Here is a 16,974-nt window from a genome sequence, read left to right as displayed (position 1 = left end):
CGTGCCCGCGGTCACCGCCCTGTGCGTCGTTTCGCCCGTCATGCCGCCCGTTCGCGGGCGTGCAGGGCGGCCGCGACGACCGTGCGGGACTGGTGCTCGACCTGATGCTCCAAGGGCACCCAGCGGGCACGGAAGCGGTAGGCGAAGGCGTCGCTCCAGGTCTCGACGAGCTGTTCCAGACGCGGGGCCGCGTGGTCGTCGCTCTCCTGGAGGACCCGCCACAGCATCGCGGCCGCCCGCAGGGGCAGTCGGCGGGCGAAGGCGTCCACGCTGCCGACGTAGGCCATCGTCGTGTCGGCGGGCGGGGTGTCCGTCCAGTCCGCGGCCAGCCCCGGCACCAGCTCCAGCGCCCATTTCGCCGCCCGCAACAGGGGCCCGTCGAAGCCCTCGAGACGCGGCAGCGCCTCGACGAGCACCCGCTCCACCTCCGTCGTGTCCCGCAGCAGCCGCTGCGCCAGCCTCCGTATCGCCGCGGCCGGAGCGGGATGCGGGGCGGGGTCGTCCACCATGTCGCTCGCCCACATCGGGACCTCCACCACCGCGGTCAGACCGCCGTAGCGATGGGCGTGGTACCAGGTGCTGTGCCGTGCGTCGTCCGGCATGCTCGGGTACGCGGCCCCCGTGCCGGCGGCCGGCATCACGTGCACGCCGGGTCCGGACGCGGGCCAGCCCGCCGCGTCGGAGGCGCCCGTCTCCACCGGGATGTGCAGCTGGGCGGCGGACTTGACGAACGGCTCGGCGAGACCCGGGATGTCCTTGGTCAGCTGCACCCAGCTGCCGCCCAGATCGGTGCCGTGCAGGGTCACCTGGAGGTAGGGCCGCAGCTCGTCGATGACCCGGGTCAGCGCACGCGTCTCGGGCGGCAGCCGGTCCGGCGGCAGCACGGCGGGCGACCACTCCGGCTGCTCCGGACCCGCGGGCCGGAAGAAGCCGAGGTGGTACTCCAGCAGGCTGCGCGGCGCCGGGGTCACATGCAGGCTCGCCCCGTCGGGGTCCGCGCACAGCAGGAAGTGCCAGGACGTTCCGTCCCTCAACTCCCTCTCCTGGACGACCCGTTCGGCGAGCGCCAGCAGTGTCGAGCCCCCGGTGGGTTCGTTGGCGTGAGCACCCGCGACGACGAGCACGGCCCGCCTGGCGTGTCCTACCGACAGCAGGAGCAGAGGTCGGCCCGCACGGGACACCCCCACCTGCCGCAGGACGCACATACCGGCATGGTGCGCGGTCAACGCCCGGGCAGAAAAATTCAGTTCGGTCACAGTGGGGTAGCGCAGCTCCGGCAGGAGACTCACCCCCGTATTGGTCCGACCGGCCTTCGCATCCGCAGTACCCCATGGTCTCCGGCAACTGTCAAGGACGCCTGCGGGGAGGCTCCCCGGGGCGCTCGGAAGCGCGCACCGGCGGAGAGTACGGCCGTCCCGCCCCGCACCCCTCGTTCTCGGCGAGGGCGACATCACCCGCGAGGGTCACCGGTCAGTACATGCGTCCGACCACCGGGTGACGCCGAAGATCACCTCCGCGACCTCACCCCGCCCGCTCCAGCAGCGCCACCGGCAGCCGCTCGAACAGCTCCGCCACGCGCACGTGCCCCGTGAACTCCCGCTCGGGAGCCAGCACGTCGGCCCATGTCCCCGGCGGCAGCGCCAGCCGGGTCCCGCGCCAGCCGCCCGCCTCCGCCAGCCGCAGCGACAGCCGCGTCACCGCCGTGACGACCCGGCCGGAGCGCGCGAACGCCAGACAGTGGACCGCGGCCGCGCCCTCGGCGGACAGCGGCTCGTACCTCGCAGAGTCCCCGAAGACCTCCGGCCGCCGCCGGCGCAGCCGCAGCGCGGCCCCGGTCAGCGTGTCCTTGACGCCGGGATCCTCCGGCGGGAACCGCACCGGGCGCCGGTTGTCCGGGTCCACCAGCGCCCGGTACTCGCTCTCCGTGCCCTGATAGAGGTCCGGCACCCCCGGCATCGTCAAATGCACCAGCGCCGTGCCCAGCACGTTCGCCCGGACGTGCGGCTCCAGCGCGGCGCGCAGCGCGGCCACCCGCTCGCCCGGCACCCCGCACGGCCCCGCCGTCACGAACGCGGCCACCGCCTCCTCGTAGGGCGGCTCCTGCTCCGTCCAGCTCGTGTACAGGCCGGCCTCGCGCGCGTGCTTGAGCACCGCCTCCCGGACGCGCTCCGGGGCCGCCGGACCGAGCCCGAAGACCGTCTGCCAGGCCGCCCACGCCAGCTGCCCGTCGGGCACGTCCTTCTCCGCGCGCGTGGCCTCCTCGAGGACGTCCGCCCAGCGCCGCGGGCACTCGGTGAGCACGGCGAGCGCGGCGCGCACGTCGGCGCTGCGCTTGGTGTCGTGCGTCGACACGACCGTTCCGGTGGCCGGCCAGTCGCGCTGCACGCGCGCGCAGTAGGCGTGGAAGTCGGCCGGGGACACGCCCGGGGCGCCGGGTTCACCGCCCACCTCGTTCGCCGCCAGCAGCGGCGTGTACCGGTAGAACGCCGTGTCCTCGACCGACTTGGCGCGCAGCGCGGACGCCGTCTGCGCGAACCGCGCCCGGAACTCCGCCCCCGAAGCGCCCTCCCCGCCGAGCACCAGACCCCGCACCACGTCGACCGCTCCCGCCTCCTCCGGCACGACGAACGCCTCCCGGGCCTGCGCCGCCGCCTCCTCGGTGACGACGTCGGCCGGGTCGCCCGAGGTGTAGGGCCGGTAGACCTCCAGGCGCACGAGCAGCTCCTCCAGGGCCGTCCGCAGGGCCCAGGGTGCCCGGTCGCGCAGCGCGGGGTCGTCCGACGCGGCACACACCCGGGACGCGACCCGCGTCAGCCGGTCCAGCTCGGCCGCCAGTTCGTGCCTGAGCACCCCGTACGCCGCCCGCCGCACCGTCGCCGCCCAGTCGCCGCCCCGGTCCGTCTGCGGGGCCGCGAAGCGCCGGTAGCGGTCCAGCAGCTCCCCGGCGCCCGCGGGGTCCGTGAAGAGGCCGTCGACGTGACGCAGGGCGTCGTAGCCGGTGGTGCCGGCCACGGGCCAGGAGTCCGGCAGCCGCTCCCCGTCGGCCAGGATCTTCTCGACGACCGTCCAGCGGCCGCCGCTCGCCGCGTGCAGCCGCTCCAGGTAGGCGTCGGGGTCGGCGAGGCCGTCGGGGTGGTCCACCCGCAGCCCGTCGACCACGCCCTCGCGCAGCAGGCGCAGGATCGTGCCGTGGGTGGCCTCGAACACCTCCGGGTCCTCCACCCGTACCCCGATGAGCTCGGAGATGCTGAAGAAACGCCGGTAGTTCAGTTCGGTGCGGGCCAGCCGCCACCACACCGGCCGGTACCACTGGGCGTCCAGCAAGCGTGGCAGCGGCAGCTTCTCGGTGCCCGCGCGCAGGGGGAAAACGTGGTCGTAGTAGCGCAGGACGTCGCCGTCCGCCCGGAGGTGCTCCAGCTCCGTCCCGACGGGGTGGCCGAGCACCGGGAGCAGCACCTGCCCGCCCTGCGCCTCCCAGTCGATGTCGAACCAGCGCGCGTACGGCGACCTCGGGCCCTCCCGCAGCACCTCCCACAGAGCGCGGTTGTGACGCGGGGCCATCGCCATGTGGTTCGGCACGATGTCCACGACCAGCCCGAGCCCGTGCTCCCGCGCGGTGCGCGCCAGCGCCCGCAGCCCCTCCTCCCCGCCCAGCTCCGCGCGCACGCGCGTGGGGTCGACGACGTCGTAGCCGTGCGGGGAGCCCGGTACGGACTCCAGGACGGGGGACAGGTGCAGATGCGAGACGCCGAGCGAGGCCAGGTACGGCACGGCCGCCGTCGCGGCACCGAACGGGAACTCGGGCTGGAGCTGCAACCGGTAGGTCGCCGTCGGCGGCACGGGAACGGAGGCGTCACGTAGCTCAGGGCTCATGACAACCTACGTACCCGTCCCGCCGGCTTTCGTGTCATACCCGCCCTCCGAGCGGGTCGCTTCGGTGTCTTCGAAGGCCTGCTACGTCGGCCGCTGCAGCACCGTCATGCTCCGGTCCACCAGCGTGAGCCGGTCGCCGGCCTGCACCTTCGGGCCCGCGTCCGACGCGACCACCTCCGGGTTCGCGGTGTCCACGACCACCTGCCACTGCCGTCCGTGATCGACCGGCACCACGAACTCCAGGGGTTTCGCGGAGGCGTTGAACATCAGCAGGAAGGAGTCGTCGGTGATCCGTTCGCCGCGTGCGCCCGGCTCGGAGATCGCGTTGCCGTTGAGGAACACCGACAGCGCGGACGCCTGCGCCCGGTCCCAGTCGCGCGGTGCCATCTCGGCCCCCTCGGGCGTGAACCAGGCGATGTCCGACAGATCGTCGTGCGTGCCCTCCACCGGCCGGCCGTGGAAGAAGCGGCGCCGCCGGAAGACGGGATGCTCCTTGCGCAGCCACACCAACGCGCGGGTGAAGTCCAGCAGCTCGCTGCCGCCCTCGGGCCACTGGACCCAGGCCAGATCGCTGTCCTGGCAGTAGGCGTTGTTGTTGCCCTTCTGGGTGCGCCCGAACTCGTCCCCGTGGCTGATCATGGGAACGCCCTGGGACAGCATCAGCGTGGCGACGAAGTTCCGCATCTGCCGGGCCCGCAGCCCCAGCACCTCGGGATCGTCGGTCGGGCCCTCCGCGCCGCAGTTCCAGGACCGGTTGTGGCTCTCGCCGTCCCGGTTGTCCTCCCCGTTGGCGTCGTTGTGCTTGTCGTTGTAGGAGACCAGGTCGTGCAGGGTGAACCCGTCGTGACAGGTGACGAAGTTGATGGAGGCCAGCGGGCGCCGGCCGTCGTCCTGGTAGAGGTCGGACGAGCCGGTCAGCCGGGAGGCGAACTCGCCGACCGCGCGGGCCTCGCCCCGCCACACGTCCCGCACGGTGTCGCGGTACTTGCCGTTCCACTCGGTCCACAGCGGGGGGAAGTTCCCCACCTGGTAGCCGCCCTCGCCCACGTCCCACGGCTCCGCGATCAGCTTCACCTGGGACACCACCGGGTCCTGCTGGACCAGGTCGAAGAACGAGGACAGCCGGTCCACCTCGTGGAACTGACGGGCGAGGGTCGCCGCGAGATCGAACCGGAACCCGTCGACGTGCATCTCCAGCACCCAGTACCGCAACGAGTCCATGATCATCTGTAGGACGTGCGGGGACCGCATGAGCAGCGAGTTGCCGGTGCCCGTGGTGTCCATGTAGTAGCGGGGATCGTCCGTCAGCCGGTAGTACGACTGGTTGTCGATGCCCCGGAAGGACAGCGTCGGCCCCAGGTGGTTGCCCTCGGCGGTGTGGTTGTAGACCACGTCGAGGATGACCTCGATCCCCGCCTCGTGCAGCGCCCGCACCGCCGACTTGAACTCCAGGACCTGCTGACCGCGGTCGCCCCAGGAGGCGTACGCGTTGTGCGGGGCGAAGAAGCCGATCGTGTTGTAGCCCCAGTAGTTGTTCAGGCCCATGTCGACCAGCCGGTGGTCGTTGACGAACTGGTGCACAGGCATCAGCTCCAGGGCCGTCACCCCGAGCTCGGTCAGATGTTCGATGATCGCCGGGTGTGCCAGGGCCGCGTAGGTGCCGCGCAGTTCCTCCGGCAGCCCCGGATGGCGCATCGTCAGGCCCTTCACATGGGCCTCGTAGATCACCGTGTGGTGGTACTCGGTGCGCGGCCTGCGGTCGTCGCCCCAGTCGAAGTAGGGGTTGACCACGACGGACGTCATCGTGTGGGGCGCCGAATCGAGGTCGTTGCGCCGCTCGGGGGCGTCGAAGTGGTAGCCGTACACCTCCTCGCCCCACCGGACCGAACCGCTGATCGCCTTCGCGTACGGGTCGAGCAGCAGCTTCGCCGAGTTGCAGCGCTGCCCGCGCGCGGGTTCGTAGGGACCGTGCATCCGGAATCCGTAGCGTTGTCCGGGCATGACGCCCGGCAGGTACGCGTGCCGGACGAACGCGTCGCTCTCGCGCAGTTCCACCGCCGTCTCCGAGCCGTCGTCGTGCAGCAGACACAGCTCTACTCGGTCCGCGGCCTCCGTGAAGACCGCGAAGTTCGTGCCGGCGCCGTCGTACGTGGCACCGAGGGGATACGCCTCTCCAGGCCAGACCTGCATGGACTCGACTCTTTCAGGTGTCCAGCCCCCGCGGGGGCGCCTTGACGTCGAGTCTCCAGGAAAGTGAAGGAACCACCTGTGACTTACGCCCCTCTTACCGAACGACCAGTGCACAGGACGACAGGCGACACAGTTCTGTGCCGAACCGGTGGGGCAGACACGTACTCCCGGGCAACAGGGGGAGTAGGGGGAATTTGTGCGCACGACAGTGCGCCGCCACCTGGGCAAGGTGGTGGCGGGTACGGCCATCGCGGTGGCCGCGACGGCCGTGATGATCGGGATCACCCTGCCGGGCACGGCGGGGGCGGACGACACGGGCGGCGGCAAGGCCGGGCAGAGCACGGGACAGGCCGCCGGACAGCAGCAGGGGGACACGGCGGCGGCGGTGCAGCCCGGTGTCGTCGAGGAGGTGCCCGCCGAGGGCGCCAAGGGCAAGGGCCGCGACCCGCTGACCGACGACGAGATCGCGCGCGTCGAGAAGATCGCGCTCAACCGGCAGCAGTTCAACGCGAGCGAGGACGTGGACGGCGACCGCGGCCCGCAGCGCCTCGGCGTCGACCTCGCCGACCCCGCGGCCGACGAGGTGGACGACCCGGACGCGCCCCGGCGCGCGGTGGTGTCGTTCTACGACTACAAGGACGACACGCTCATCACCAGGACCGTCAACCTGGACACCGGCAAGGTCGAGGGCACCGGCACCCAGCACGGCGTCCAGCCGCCGCTCGGCGCCGCCGAGCAGAGCGAGGCCGCGAGCCTGCTGATCGCCGACCCGCTCGGCGCCGGTCTGAAGGCCGACTTCAAGGACGCCACCGGCAAGGAGCTCACCTCCCCGGACCAGCTGCAGCTCGCCGCGATGGTCTACCGGGCGGTGCCGGGCGCCGAGCCCGCCGTCCTCGACGCGTGCGGGGAACACCGCTGCGTACGGCTGCTGCCGAAGGTCAGGAACGGGCCATGGATCGACACCCGGTCCCTGGTGATCGACCTCAGCACCCGCAAGGTCGCCCGGCTCACCGGCTGATCCGCGGCAGGCCCACCTCCACGTCCGTTTTCCGACTTGCTTCCCCTGACGGGCAGCAAAGGGAGTCATGTCCTCATGCGCGTTCCGAATCTGATCGGCGGCCTCCGGCCGCAGGGCACCGGCCGTGCCCGCAGGGGGGCGGCCGTCGGCCTCTGTGTGGCCGCGCTGGCCGCCGGAGCGGCCGCCGGGGCCGGCCCGGCCGCGGCCCAGCCGAAGGCGGCCCCCGCGCCGGCCGCCGACTGCAGCGCCGCCTACCGCATCGAACAGAAGCTCTCCACCGGCACGACCTGGCGCATGTGCTGGCGCTTCGAGGCCAAGTCCGGCCTGGTCCTGGAGAAGGTCTCGTACCAGCCGCCCGGCGAGGCCAAGCCGATCAGGGTCCTCAACAGCGCCAAGATCGCTCAGATCCACGTGCCGTACGACGACGGCAAGAACGAGTACAACGACATCACCGACTACAACTTCGGCTCGGGCCTGGTCAACATGGCTCCCGCCGAGTGCCCCGGCGGCACCATACGGACGGTGAAGGTGCCCGAGTCCTTCTCGGGCAACTCGAACGTCAAGGGCCTGTGCACCACGACCCGCACGCGTGGTCACGCCTACCGCATGCAGGCCGACACGGGCAACAAGGTCTTCCAGGCCCAGGGCAAGGACCTGCTGATCTACACCGTCAACAAGGTCGGCTGGTACGAGTACATCACCGAGTGGCGCTTCTCCGACGACGGCGCCGTCAACATGAACGTCGGCGCCACCGGCAGCCTCTCGCCCTTCGACTACGACGCCGGTGACGGCCGCGGCTGGCCGATAGGCAAGGGCGCCAAGTCCTACGCCACCAGCCACAGCCACAACGTCTTCTGGCGGCTCGACTTCGGCCTCGACGGCTCCTCGAACACCAAGGTGGAGCAGTACGACTCGGTGGTCAGCCCGCCCGCGGGCGGACAGCTGGGCCCCACCAACAGGACCACCCGCACGGCCGTCACCAAGGAACTCGCGGGCGACGCCGCGAACATGCGCTGGTGGCGCGTGGTCAGCGCGACCGGCAAGAACAAGGACGGTCACGCGCGCTCCTACGAGCTCGTCCCCGGCGCCACCACCAAGTACTCGGGACGCCGGTTCACCCAGCACGACGTCTACTTCACGCAGTACAACCAGTGCGAGCAGTACGCCAGCAACAACCTCCGGGACTGCGGCAGCCCGCTGCACGGCACCTCAGTCGACAAGTGGGTGAACGGACAGAGCCTCACCCACCCCGTGACCTGGGTGAACGTGGGCTTCCACCACGTCGCCCGGGACGAGGACCAGCAGCCCATGCCGGTCCACTGGCAGGGCTTCTCGCTGGTCCCCAGGGACGTCACCGCTATGAATCCGCTCACTCCGTCCGCGCTCGCGGGACAGAACGGACAGCCGAACGACGGGAGTTGAGAAACGACCTGTCCATCCGGCTGCACCGCCCACCGCTCCCGGAGTACCCTTCCTTGATCGTTGGGACGGGGAGTGCTCGGGGGAGCGGAAGGCGGTGCGTGGGTGGGCTCGGGAGGGCTGGAGCTGCCCCCTGGTGACGAGGGTCACGAGGGAGGCTCCGCAGACGTCCCGCCCGGCACGGTGTCCCTGGCCCGGCCGATGGAGACGAACGCCATCGGACCGGAGCTGGACTGGGACGCCGAAGCCTGGCGAGAGGTACGCACCCGCGCCCAGCGGGCCGGCCGGGCCTACATCTGGCTGAACCTCGTCGAACAGCGACTGCGGTCCGTCGTGGCCGCCGTGCTGCGGCCCATCTACGAACCCGTCCACGGCGACGAGTGGGTGGTCGCCGCGGCCGGCCCCGCCGGACAGGAGTGGGTGCAGCGCGCGGTCGCCGTACGCGAAGTCAGCCGCCGCAAGGGCTACTTGCTCGACCCGGCGGACGACAACGTCATCTCCTTCCTCACACTGCCGCAGCTGCGCGAGCTCATGGTGCAGCACTGGCCCTGCTTCGAGCCGTACTTCGACGACCGCCGGGACGTCGAACTCGCCCTGGACGAGCTGGAGGTGACCCGCAACGTCGTCTCCCGCAACCGGGCACTGTCAGAAGCCGTCCTGAACCAGGCCGAACGGGCCTCGTCGCGCCTGCTGGAGATGCTCGGCACCAGCGGCGACGTGCCCTCGGCGCGCCGGCTGCCCGTCGACGCCGTCGAGGACCTCGTCGGCGACCGGTACGTGGACGTGGTCGCCGTGCACACCGACCGGGTGCGGCTGTTGCGCCAGTTCCCCGCCGAGGACATCTTCGACGGCGCCCGCCGTCTCGACGCCATCGGCATCGGCCTCAACCTGCTCGTGCAGAACTTCTCCGGCCGCCGCCTGGTCCGCCTCGCCGAGGCCGGCTCCCGTGTCCGGCTGCTGTTCCTCAATCCGGCCTCCAGCGCGGTCAAGCGCCGGGAGCGCGAACTCGGTATGAAGCGCGGCGAGTTGAGCCGGGCGGTGGAGATGAACATCCTGCACATGCGCCGGGTCCGGGCCCGGCTGCGCGATCCGGGCGCCTTCCAGATCCAGGTGTACGACGAGACGCCCCGCTTCACCGCCTACCTCGTCGACGGCGACGGCACCGACGGCATCGCGGTGATCCAGTCCTATCTGCGGCGCATGCGCGGCATGGAGGCGCCGGTGCTGGTGCTCCGCAACGGCAACCGGGTGGTCAAGTCGGGCGAGGTGGACGAAGGGGGACTTTTCGCGGCGTATCGCGAGGAGTTCGAGCTGGCCTGGGCGGACTCGCGGCCGGTGTCCTGACCGTTCGGTGGTGTATGGCCCGGTTGTACCGGTCGGCCGGAACCGACCCGTCGTGTCCGGAACCGACCGCCGTACGGGGAACCGGCCCGCTGTGTCGTGAACTTCCCGCCCTGTCCCGGCTGTCGCGCCGGACAAGCGGAATGCGAACCTCTGAATGTCAGTGGCGCATGCGAGGGTGGAGACCACTGGGGGAAAGCACCACAAGAAGGGGGGCCACCATGGCCTGGTACCGGGAGCTGCTTGTCGGCTTCGACCTGGAGACGACCGGGACGGATCCGCGCGAGGCGCGCATCGTCACGGGGGCCGTGATCGAGGTCAGGGACGGGCAGGTCCTGGGACACCGCGAGTGGCTGGCGGACCCGGGAGTGGAGATCCCGGCGGACGCGGTGGCGGTGCACGGGATCAGCAACGAGCGGGCCGCCGGTGAGGGCGCCCCCGCCGACCGGGTCACGGACGCGATCGCCGAGGTCCTCGTGGGCTACTGGCGTACCGGCGTCCCGGTCGTCGCCTACAACGCGGCCTTCGACCTGACACTCCTCTCCGCCGAGCTGCGACGCCACGGCCTGCCGTCCCTGAGCGACCGCCTGGGCGGCGTGGACCCGGCGCCGGTCGTCGACCCGTACACCATCGACCGCTCGGTCGACCGCTACCGGCGCGGCAAGCGCAACCTCGAGGCGGTCTGCGGCGAGTACGGCGTTCGCCTCGACTCCGCGCACGACGCCTCGGCCGACGCCCTGGCGGCGGCCCGCCTCGCCTGCGCGATAGCCGTCCGCCACCCCAAGGTCGCGGCCCTCGGACCGGCGGAGCTGCACCGCCGCCAGATCGAGTGGTACGCGGAGTGGGCGGCGGACTTCCAGAGCTTCCTGCGCCGCAAGGGCGACGCGGACGCGGTGGTGGACGGCGCCTGGCCGGTGCGGGAGCCGGCGGAGAAGACCGTCTGACACGCTCGCTCGCTCGCGGTGGCGGTCGGCGGACCTTGGCCGGGATGTCGGCCGCCACGGGGCGCTGCTCTGGTGGCTGACGGCGGTCACCGTGCTGACGGCCGTCGTCGCCACGGTGCCGCACTGCGCCCGGGCAGCCGAGCGCCCGGTGCCTCCCGCTCACAGGTGCGGCCGGGCCGGGCCCACTGCGTCACCGGCGGCCGACAACGACTGCTCCCGCGGCCTCGACCGCCTTCACCTGTCGTCCGACCGTACGCACCGGCCGGCGGACCCGTCGGCGTCCGTGCTGAGCCGGGCGGCGGCCCGCCACGCCCGCAGCAGCTTGATCAGAACGGATACCACCGCACCGCCTCGTCCCCGTCCCGCAGCGAAGCCACCCGGCGGCGGAACTCCGCCAGCGCCTTGGGGTTGGTGGGCGCGTGCTGGGCGACCCAGGCGCAGCTCGCGGTCTCGCGGGCGCCCCGCAGGACCGCGCAGCCCGCCCACTCCCGGACGTCCCAGCCGTAGGTCCCGGTGAAGGAGTCGTACGCGTCGGCGGGCAGCCCGTACCGGTCGCGGGAGAGCGCCATGACCACCAGGTCGTGCTCGCGCAGATCGGCGGAGACGGTCTCCAGGTCGACCAGGACCGGGCCGTCGGGGCCGATGTGCACATTGCGGGGCAGCGCGTCGCCGTGGATCGGGCCGGGCGGCAGATGTGGGGCGAGCGTGGCGGCGGCCGTGGCGAAGCCGTCGCGGCGCTCGCGCAGATACGCCGCGTCCGCCGGGTCGACGGCGTCGCCCGCGAGCCGCAGCCAGCGTTCGACTCCCGACAGCAGATCGCGCGCGGGCAGTCCGAAGGAGGGGGTGGGCAGGGCGTGCACGAGGCGCAGGAGTTCGGCCAGATCCTCCGGCCCGGCGGGCCGCACGGGGTCGGGCAGACGGTGCCACAGGGTCACCGGATGTCCCTCCACGAGCAGCGGCTTCGGCTCGGCGGCCCGCACCGCCGGGACGTGCGCCTCGGCGAGCCAGGCCGCGACGTCCAGTTCGCGCCGGGCCCGGTCGAGGAGTTCGGCGTCCCGGCCCACCTTGACCACCAGCGCACCGGCGGCGAACACCGCGTTCTCGCCGAGGGCGAGGAGCCGTGCGTCCGCAGCCGGGCCGGGCAGTACCTCCGCCGCGGCGAGTACGTCCCGCGCCCGTGCCTCGTCCATCGTCCGCCTCCGTGTGGTTCGCCGCCCGGTCCTGCCGGACGGCGCAGGGATCCGGCCATCCGACGGCCAGTGTCGCATTCGCGCAGATCGGGGCGTGCGCATGGTGTCTTGACGGGGTACAGCACCTTCACGACCATGGCGGGGCCCGTCGGAGCCGCGGGAAGGGGGCCGGTCCGGTGTCGTTGGCGACCGAGAAGAGACGGACCGTGCGCGGCGCGTCCGGCACCGGCCCGTCGCGTGGCACCACGGGCCACGGCGCGTGGTTCCTCGTGCTGCCCGCGCTGATCCCCATCCTGGTGCTGAGCGTCGGCCCGCTGCTGTACGGGATCCTGCTGGCGTTCACGGACGCCCAGTCGGGCCGCACCGCGCCCACCCGGTGGATCGGCGCCCTCAACTTCTCCGACCTGCTGCACGACACCCTGTTCTGGGAGTCGTTCCGGATCGGCCTGGTCTGGGCGGTCGGGGTGACCGTCCCGCAGTTCCTGCTCGCCCTCGGCCTCGCCCTGCTCCTGAACGAGGACCTGCGGCTGCGCCGGCTGGCCCGCGCCCTCGCGATCATCCCCTGGGCGATGCCCGAGGTGGTGGTCGGCGTCATGTGGCGGCTCGTCTACAACCCGGACGCGGGGATCCTCAACGAGAGCCTGCGCGACCTCGGTCTGGGCGACGGGCGGGACTGGCTGAGCGGGCTGGCGACCGCCCTGCCCGCGGTGATCGTCGTGGGCGTCTGGGCGGGCATGCCGCAGACGACGGTCGCGCTGCTCGCCGGCCTCCAGAACACCCCGCGGGAACTGCACGAGGCGGCCGCGGTGGACGGCGCGGGCGCCTGGCGCCGCTTCCGGACGGTCACCTGGCCGGCCCTGCGGCCCATCGCCCTCGCCATCACGGCCCTCAACTTCATCTGGAATTTCAACTCCTTCGCCCTGGTCTATGTGCTGACCAACGGCGGACCCGGCGGCCGTACCCGGCTGCCCATGCTGTTCGCCTACGAAGAGGCCTTCCGCTACGGCCAGTTCGGGTACGCGGCGGCGATGGGCTGTGTGATGGTCGCGGTGATCTCGGTGTTCCTGGCCCTGTTCCTGGTGGGCCGGATCAGGGGAGGTGACGACGCGTGAGGACCCGTCCCGCGGCCCGCGCCGGCCAGTACGCGGCCCTGCTCGCCTACCTCGTCTTCCTCGCCTTCCCCTTCCTCTGGCTCGTCTCCGTCGCGTTCAAACCCGCCCGCGAACTGGGCAGCCTGCACCCCAGCTGGATCCCGAAGCACCCCACCCTCGCCAACTTCCGCCAGGCGTTCGACGAACAGCCCCTGCCGCACGCCGCGTTCAACTCCCTGCTGGCCGCGGTGAGCGCCGCCGTGGTCGCCGTCGTCCTCGCCACGCCGATGGCGTACGTCATGGCCCGCCGGCGCACCCGGCTCGCGCGGGCCGCGTCCGGATGGGTGGTGGTCAGCCAGGCGTTCCCGTTCGTACTGGTGATCATCCCGCTGTTCCTCGTGCTGAGGAACCTGCGGCTGATCGACTCCGTGCCGGGGCTGGTGATGGTGTACGTGGTGTGGGCGCTGCCCTTCGCGTTGTGGATGCTCGTCGGATACCTCCGGGCCGTCCCCGTCGAGCTGGAGGAGGCGGCCGCGATCGACGGCGCCGGGCGGCTGCGGACGCTGGTCTCGGTGACGGCGCCGCTGCTCGCTCCGGGCATCGTCGCGACCGGGCTGTTCGCGTTCGTCACGGCGTGGAACGAGTTCTTCTTCGCGCTGGTGCTGCTGAAGACCCCGGAGAAACAGACCCTGCCGGTCGTCCTGACCCACTTCATCGGCACGGAGGGCGTCGCCGACCTCGGCCCGCTGGCCGCCGCCGCCTCCCTCGCCACCCTCCCCTCGCTGGTCGTCTTCGCGATCGTCCAGCGACGGATCACGGGCGGCATGCTCGCCGGGGCGGTGAAGAGCTGATGCGGACCAGGGCGCTGATCGTGGTCGTGCTGCTGCTCCTCGCGGGCTGCTCCGCCGGCCGAGGCGACGACGGTCCCGTCACCCTGCGCTTCCAGTCCCTGGCCTGGCAGGAGGAGTCCGTCCGGGCCAACAAGGAGCTCGTGAAGGAGTGGAACGCGACCCACCCGGACGTCAAGGTCGAGTACGTGCAGGGGAGTTGGTCCAGCGTCCATGACCAGCTCCTCACCTCCTTCGAGGGCGGCGAGGCCCCCGACATCATCCATGACGCCTCGGACGACCTCGCCGACTTCGCCTACGGCGGCCATCTCGCCGATCTGACCGACCTGCTGTCCGCTCGCCTCAAGTCGGACATTCCGCAGCGGAGTTGGGAGACGACGACCTTCGGCGACGGTGTCTACGGCGTGCCGTTCCTCCAGGAGCCGCGCGTCCTCGTCGCGAACGCGACCTGGCTGAAGCGCTCCGGTGCACGGATCCCGACCCCCGAACAGCCGTGGAGCTGGGCGGAGTTCCGGAAGATCACCGAGCAGCTCAGCGGTGACGGCAGGTACGGCGTGGCCTGGCCGCTGAAGGAGCCCGTCTCCGCCACCCTCAACCTCTCCCTGTCGGCGGGCGGACAGCTGTTCCACCGGGGAGTGGACGGAAAGGTCACCGTCCGCTTCGAGGCCGGCGACGAGGTCGTACCGCGCACCATCCACGACCAGGTGGGCATCGACCACAGCGCCTCGTCCACGACGCTGGGCAGCGGCGGCTCGGACACGCTGCCGGGGTTCTTCGGCGGCAGATACGCGATGGTCCCGCTCGGGTTCTCCTACCGCCAGCAGATCGTGCAGCAGGCACCCGAGGGGTTCGACTGGCAGGTGCTGCCCGCCCCGGCGGGCGCCGACGGACTCGCCCAGGGCGTCAGCCCGCAGACCCTGTCCGTCGCCGAGGAAAGCCGGCACAGGAAGGAGGCCGCGGCGTTCATCGACTTCCTGCTCCGGCCGAAGAACATGGTGCGCCTCGCGCTGGGCGACTGGATGCTGCCGACCGGCACGCAGGCTCTCGCGGACACCGCTCTCCACACGACGAAGGACGACTGGGCGACCGGCACCGCCCTCGCCGCGTACCTGCGCCCGGCGCCCGCCCAGTCCGTCCGGGGCTACGCCGAGTGGAAGGACAAAGTCGCCACCCCCGCGTTCCAGGAGTACTACAGCGGGGCCATCGGTCTCGGTGAACTGCGTGAGCGGCTCGAGGAGGACGGCAACCTGGTGCTGGCGCGGTACCAGCGGTGAACGGCCCCGTTCAGGGCGCGGCGGGGCCGGTGAGGAGCCGTCCCTTGTCGTCGTAGGGCCAGACGTTGGGGACACAGCCGTTCATGCCCTTGATCTGCTGCATCATCGCCGGGGCCGGCTTGCCCGGGCCGGGACAGCCGACGTGGTCGTGGCGGAGGAAGTGGCCGACCTCGTGATTGAGGATCAGCGCGCGATAGGCGGTGACGTCCTTGGCGTAGACAGGGGTGGCCAGCAGCCAGCGCTTGAGGTTGACCATGACGTTGTCGCCCACGCTGCAGTTGACCTCGCCACCGGTCTCCAGTCCGTACTGCCCGCAGATCTTGTCCACCGTGCCGGGTGTCGCGACCCGTACGACGAAGTCGACGGTGCCGACGGAGACCCGCCGGAACGCGGAGTGGCCGTCCGCCGTCCAGCCGCGCCGGTCGCCCAGGATGCCCTCCACCTGCCGGGCTACGTCCGTGGCGGACAGGTCGAGGCCGTCCTCGACGTCGACCCGGTAGCGCAGGGCCGTGCCCTTGCCGACCTTGGCGCTCGAGCCGGACGCGGTGGTGAAGGTGCCGGGACCCGAGGCCGGGATGTCCGACTCGGACGGGCTGTCGGGTGCACCGCCGGACGTTCCGGTCGACGGGCTGCCGGACGGGCTGCCGGACGGATCGCCGGACGGGCCGGTCGAAGGGCTGACCGGGGTATGGGCAGCGGGGCCGGTCTCCTTGGATCCGCTCGGCTCCGCGGACGCGGTGGATCCGGCCTCGGCCGAAGTGCCGCCCGAGCCGGCGGACGTCCACCCCACGGCCGCGAAACCGGCGGCTCCCAGAACGGCCAGCGCGGCCGTCCCACCCCACACCGACCCCTTCCGGGCGCGTCGGCCGGAGGAGTGTGCGGGGCCGCTCCGGCGACGGTTGTGGGAGGGAGTTGCTTTGTGCGCGGTCATGGTTGTTCAGATTGTGATCGCCATGTGATCGGATCTGGCCCAAGCGATAACAAAACGGTAACGACTCGATCAGTTCCGTTTCATGTGATCATCTGGTAACAGAACTCCGAACGCGTTGGCGGCGTACGGATACTGAGCGCATGCCACGAGTTCTGCTGATCGAGGACGACCGAGCCGTGCGGGACGGCGTCGCCCTGGCGCTGCGCCGTCAGGGTCATGAGGTCGCCGCCGCCGAGACGGGCGAGGACGGCCTGAACCGGCTGCGGTTCTTCCGGCCCGACGTCGTGGTGCTCGACCTGATGCTCCCCGGCATGCCCGGTCTGGACGTCTGCCGCAGGATGCGTGAGCTGGACCAGACGCTGCCGATCATCATGGCGACCGCGCGGGGTGACGACGAGGACATCGTTGTCGGTCTCGAGGCCGGCGCCGACGACTACGTGGTCAAGCCCGTGCCGGCCCGGGTGCTCCAGGCCCGGATCCGCGCCGTCCTGCGCCGGGCGGCCGGGACGCCCGCCGACGGCGGCATACCCAAGATCGACACCTACGGCGATCTGGCCGTGGACCGGGCCGGGCTCTCGGTGACCTGGCAGGGGGCACCGGTCGCCCTCGCCCCGTCCGAACTGCGGCTGCTGCTGACCCTGTCCGCCTCGCCCGGCCAGGTGTTCAGCCGGCAGCAACTCCTCGAGGCGGTCTGGCAGCACAGCTATCACGGCGACGCGCGCCTGGTGGACGCCTGCGTCAAACGGCTGCGCGCCAAGCTGGGCGAACCCCCGCGGGAGCCGCGCCACATCCAGACCGTACGCGGCTTCGGCTACCGGTTCGCCTCCCGGTGAGGCCTCTGCGAACCCGGGTCGG

General features: G+C 71.8%; 13 protein-coding genes. 8 read left to right on the top strand and 5 right to left on the bottom strand.

The genetic code is table 11. The features are described 5' to 3' along the window. Positions 1-38: 38 nt before the first annotated feature. From ACIPFH_RS25165 to glgX, 3 genes are all read right to left on the bottom strand, one after another. Positions 39-1,289, bottom strand: a complete 1,251-nt coding sequence (locus ACIPFH_RS25165) for a M14 family zinc carboxypeptidase (protein ID WP_401829617.1) — start codon at positions 1,287-1,289, stop codon at positions 39-41. A 232-nt stretch (positions 1,290-1,521) separates the two neighbouring features. Further along, on the bottom strand, positions 1,522-3,873 hold the full coding sequence (treY, locus tag ACIPFH_RS25160) for a malto-oligosyltrehalose synthase (RefSeq protein WP_401829614.1): 2,352 nt from the start codon (positions 3,871-3,873) through the stop codon (positions 1,522-1,524). A gap of 81 nt (positions 3,874-3,954) precedes the next feature. Next, positions 3,955-6,063, bottom strand: coding sequence for a glycogen debranching protein GlgX (gene glgX / locus ACIPFH_RS25155; RefSeq protein ID WP_401829613.1), 2,109 nt, complete (start codon positions 6,061-6,063; stop codon positions 3,955-3,957). 196 nt (positions 6,064-6,259) lie between these two features. Between glgX and ACIPFH_RS25150 the strand changes: the two genes are divergently transcribed. From ACIPFH_RS25150 to ACIPFH_RS25135, 4 genes are all read left to right on the top strand, one after another. Continuing rightward, a complete protein-coding gene (locus ACIPFH_RS25150) occupies positions 6,260-7,081 on the top strand; it encodes a Tat pathway signal sequence domain protein (protein ID WP_401829611.1) in 822 nt (273 codons plus the stop codon). 75 nt (positions 7,082-7,156) lie between these two features. Then, positions 7,157-8,503, top strand: coding sequence for a copper amine oxidase (locus ACIPFH_RS25145; protein WP_401829609.1), 1,347 nt, complete (start codon positions 7,157-7,159; stop codon positions 8,501-8,503). A gap of 102 nt (positions 8,504-8,605) precedes the next feature. Next, positions 8,606-9,844: an SAV2148 family HEPN domain-containing protein gene (locus tag ACIPFH_RS25140; protein WP_401829607.1), complete on the top strand. Its 1,239-nt coding sequence runs from the start codon at positions 8,606-8,608 to the stop codon at positions 9,842-9,844. A 218-nt stretch (positions 9,845-10,062) separates the two neighbouring features. Further along, the gene (locus ACIPFH_RS25135; protein ID WP_401829605.1) at positions 10,063-10,785 is read left to right on the top strand and encodes a 3'-5' exonuclease; all 723 of its coding nucleotides are present in this window, start codon (positions 10,063-10,065) and stop codon (positions 10,783-10,785) included. Positions 10,786-11,111: 326 nt separating this feature from the next. On the opposite strand, the gene ACIPFH_RS25130 is transcribed toward ACIPFH_RS25135, so the two are convergent. Next, complete coding sequence (locus tag ACIPFH_RS25130) at positions 11,112-11,975, bottom strand: phosphotransferase enzyme family protein (protein ID WP_401829603.1); 864 nt, start codon at positions 11,973-11,975, stop codon at positions 11,112-11,114. A 176-nt stretch (positions 11,976-12,151) separates the two neighbouring features. On the opposite strand from ACIPFH_RS25130, the gene ACIPFH_RS25125 reads away from it, so the two are divergent. From ACIPFH_RS25125 to ACIPFH_RS25115, 3 genes are read left to right on the top strand one after another with little or no spacing between them, the layout of a single operon-like run. Next, positions 12,152-13,087: a carbohydrate ABC transporter permease gene (locus ACIPFH_RS25125; protein WP_401829601.1), complete on the top strand. Its 936-nt coding sequence runs from the start codon at positions 12,152-12,154 to the stop codon at positions 13,085-13,087. Further along, entirely contained in the window at positions 13,084-13,917 is an 834-nt protein-coding gene (locus ACIPFH_RS25120) for a carbohydrate ABC transporter permease (protein ID WP_401829599.1), read from the top strand. The genes ACIPFH_RS25125 and ACIPFH_RS25120 overlap by 4 nt, the downstream gene beginning before the upstream one ends. Continuing rightward, on the top strand, positions 13,917-15,188 hold the full coding sequence (locus ACIPFH_RS25115; RefSeq protein WP_401829597.1) for an ABC transporter substrate-binding protein: 1,272 nt from the start codon (positions 13,917-13,919) through the stop codon (positions 15,186-15,188). The genes ACIPFH_RS25120 and ACIPFH_RS25115 overlap by 1 nt, the downstream gene beginning before the upstream one ends. 10 nt (positions 15,189-15,198) lie before the next feature. Here the strand turns inward: ACIPFH_RS25115 and ACIPFH_RS25110 are convergent, their stop codons facing one another. Then, positions 15,199-16,119 carry a DUF3152 domain-containing protein gene (locus ACIPFH_RS25110; RefSeq protein ID WP_401829596.1) on the bottom strand — a complete coding sequence of 307 codons (921 nt, stop codon included), beginning with the start codon at positions 16,117-16,119 and terminating at the stop codon, positions 15,199-15,201. A 140-nt stretch (positions 16,120-16,259) separates the two neighbouring features. On the opposite strand from ACIPFH_RS25110, the gene ACIPFH_RS25105 reads away from it, so the two are divergent. Next, positions 16,260-16,952: a response regulator transcription factor gene (locus tag ACIPFH_RS25105; protein ID WP_401829594.1), complete on the top strand. Its 693-nt coding sequence runs from the start codon at positions 16,260-16,262 to the stop codon at positions 16,950-16,952. Positions 16,953-16,974: the final 22 nt, after the last annotated feature.

This window comes from Streptomyces sp. NPDC088157, assembly GCF_044741545.1.
Taxonomy (GTDB): domain Bacteria; phylum Actinomycetota; class Actinomycetes; order Streptomycetales; family Streptomycetaceae; genus Streptomyces.
This window is presented reverse-complemented; position numbering and strand designations above follow the sequence as displayed.

What these genes read in the sequence shown, in the direction of transcription:
- treY (WP_401829614.1), bottom strand. Translation starts at nt 3,873, where the DNA reads ATGAGCCCTGAGCTACGTGACGCCTCCGTTCCCGTGCCGCCGACGGCG.
- glgX (WP_401829613.1), bottom strand. Translation starts at nt 6,063, where the DNA reads ATGCAGGTCTGGCCTGGAGAGGCGTATCCCCTCGGTGCCACGTACGAC.
- ACIPFH_RS25145 (WP_401829609.1), top strand. Translation starts at nt 7,157, where the DNA reads ATGCGCGTTCCGAATCTGATCGGCGGCCTCCGGCCGCAGGGCACCGGC.
- ACIPFH_RS25135 (WP_401829605.1), top strand. Translation starts at nt 10,063, where the DNA reads ATGGCCTGGTACCGGGAGCTGCTTGTCGGCTTCGACCTGGAGACGACC.
- ACIPFH_RS25130 (WP_401829603.1), bottom strand. Translation starts at nt 11,975, where the DNA reads ATGGACGAGGCACGGGCGCGGGACGTACTCGCCGCGGCGGAGGTACTG.
- ACIPFH_RS25115 (WP_401829597.1), top strand. Translation starts at nt 13,917, where the DNA reads ATGCGGACCAGGGCGCTGATCGTGGTCGTGCTGCTGCTCCTCGCGGGC.
- ACIPFH_RS25110 (WP_401829596.1), bottom strand. Translation starts at nt 16,119, where the DNA reads ATGACCGCGCACAAAGCAACTCCCTCCCACAACCGTCGCCGGAGCGGC.
- ACIPFH_RS25105 (WP_401829594.1), top strand. Translation starts at nt 16,260, where the DNA reads ATGCCACGAGTTCTGCTGATCGAGGACGACCGAGCCGTGCGGGACGGC.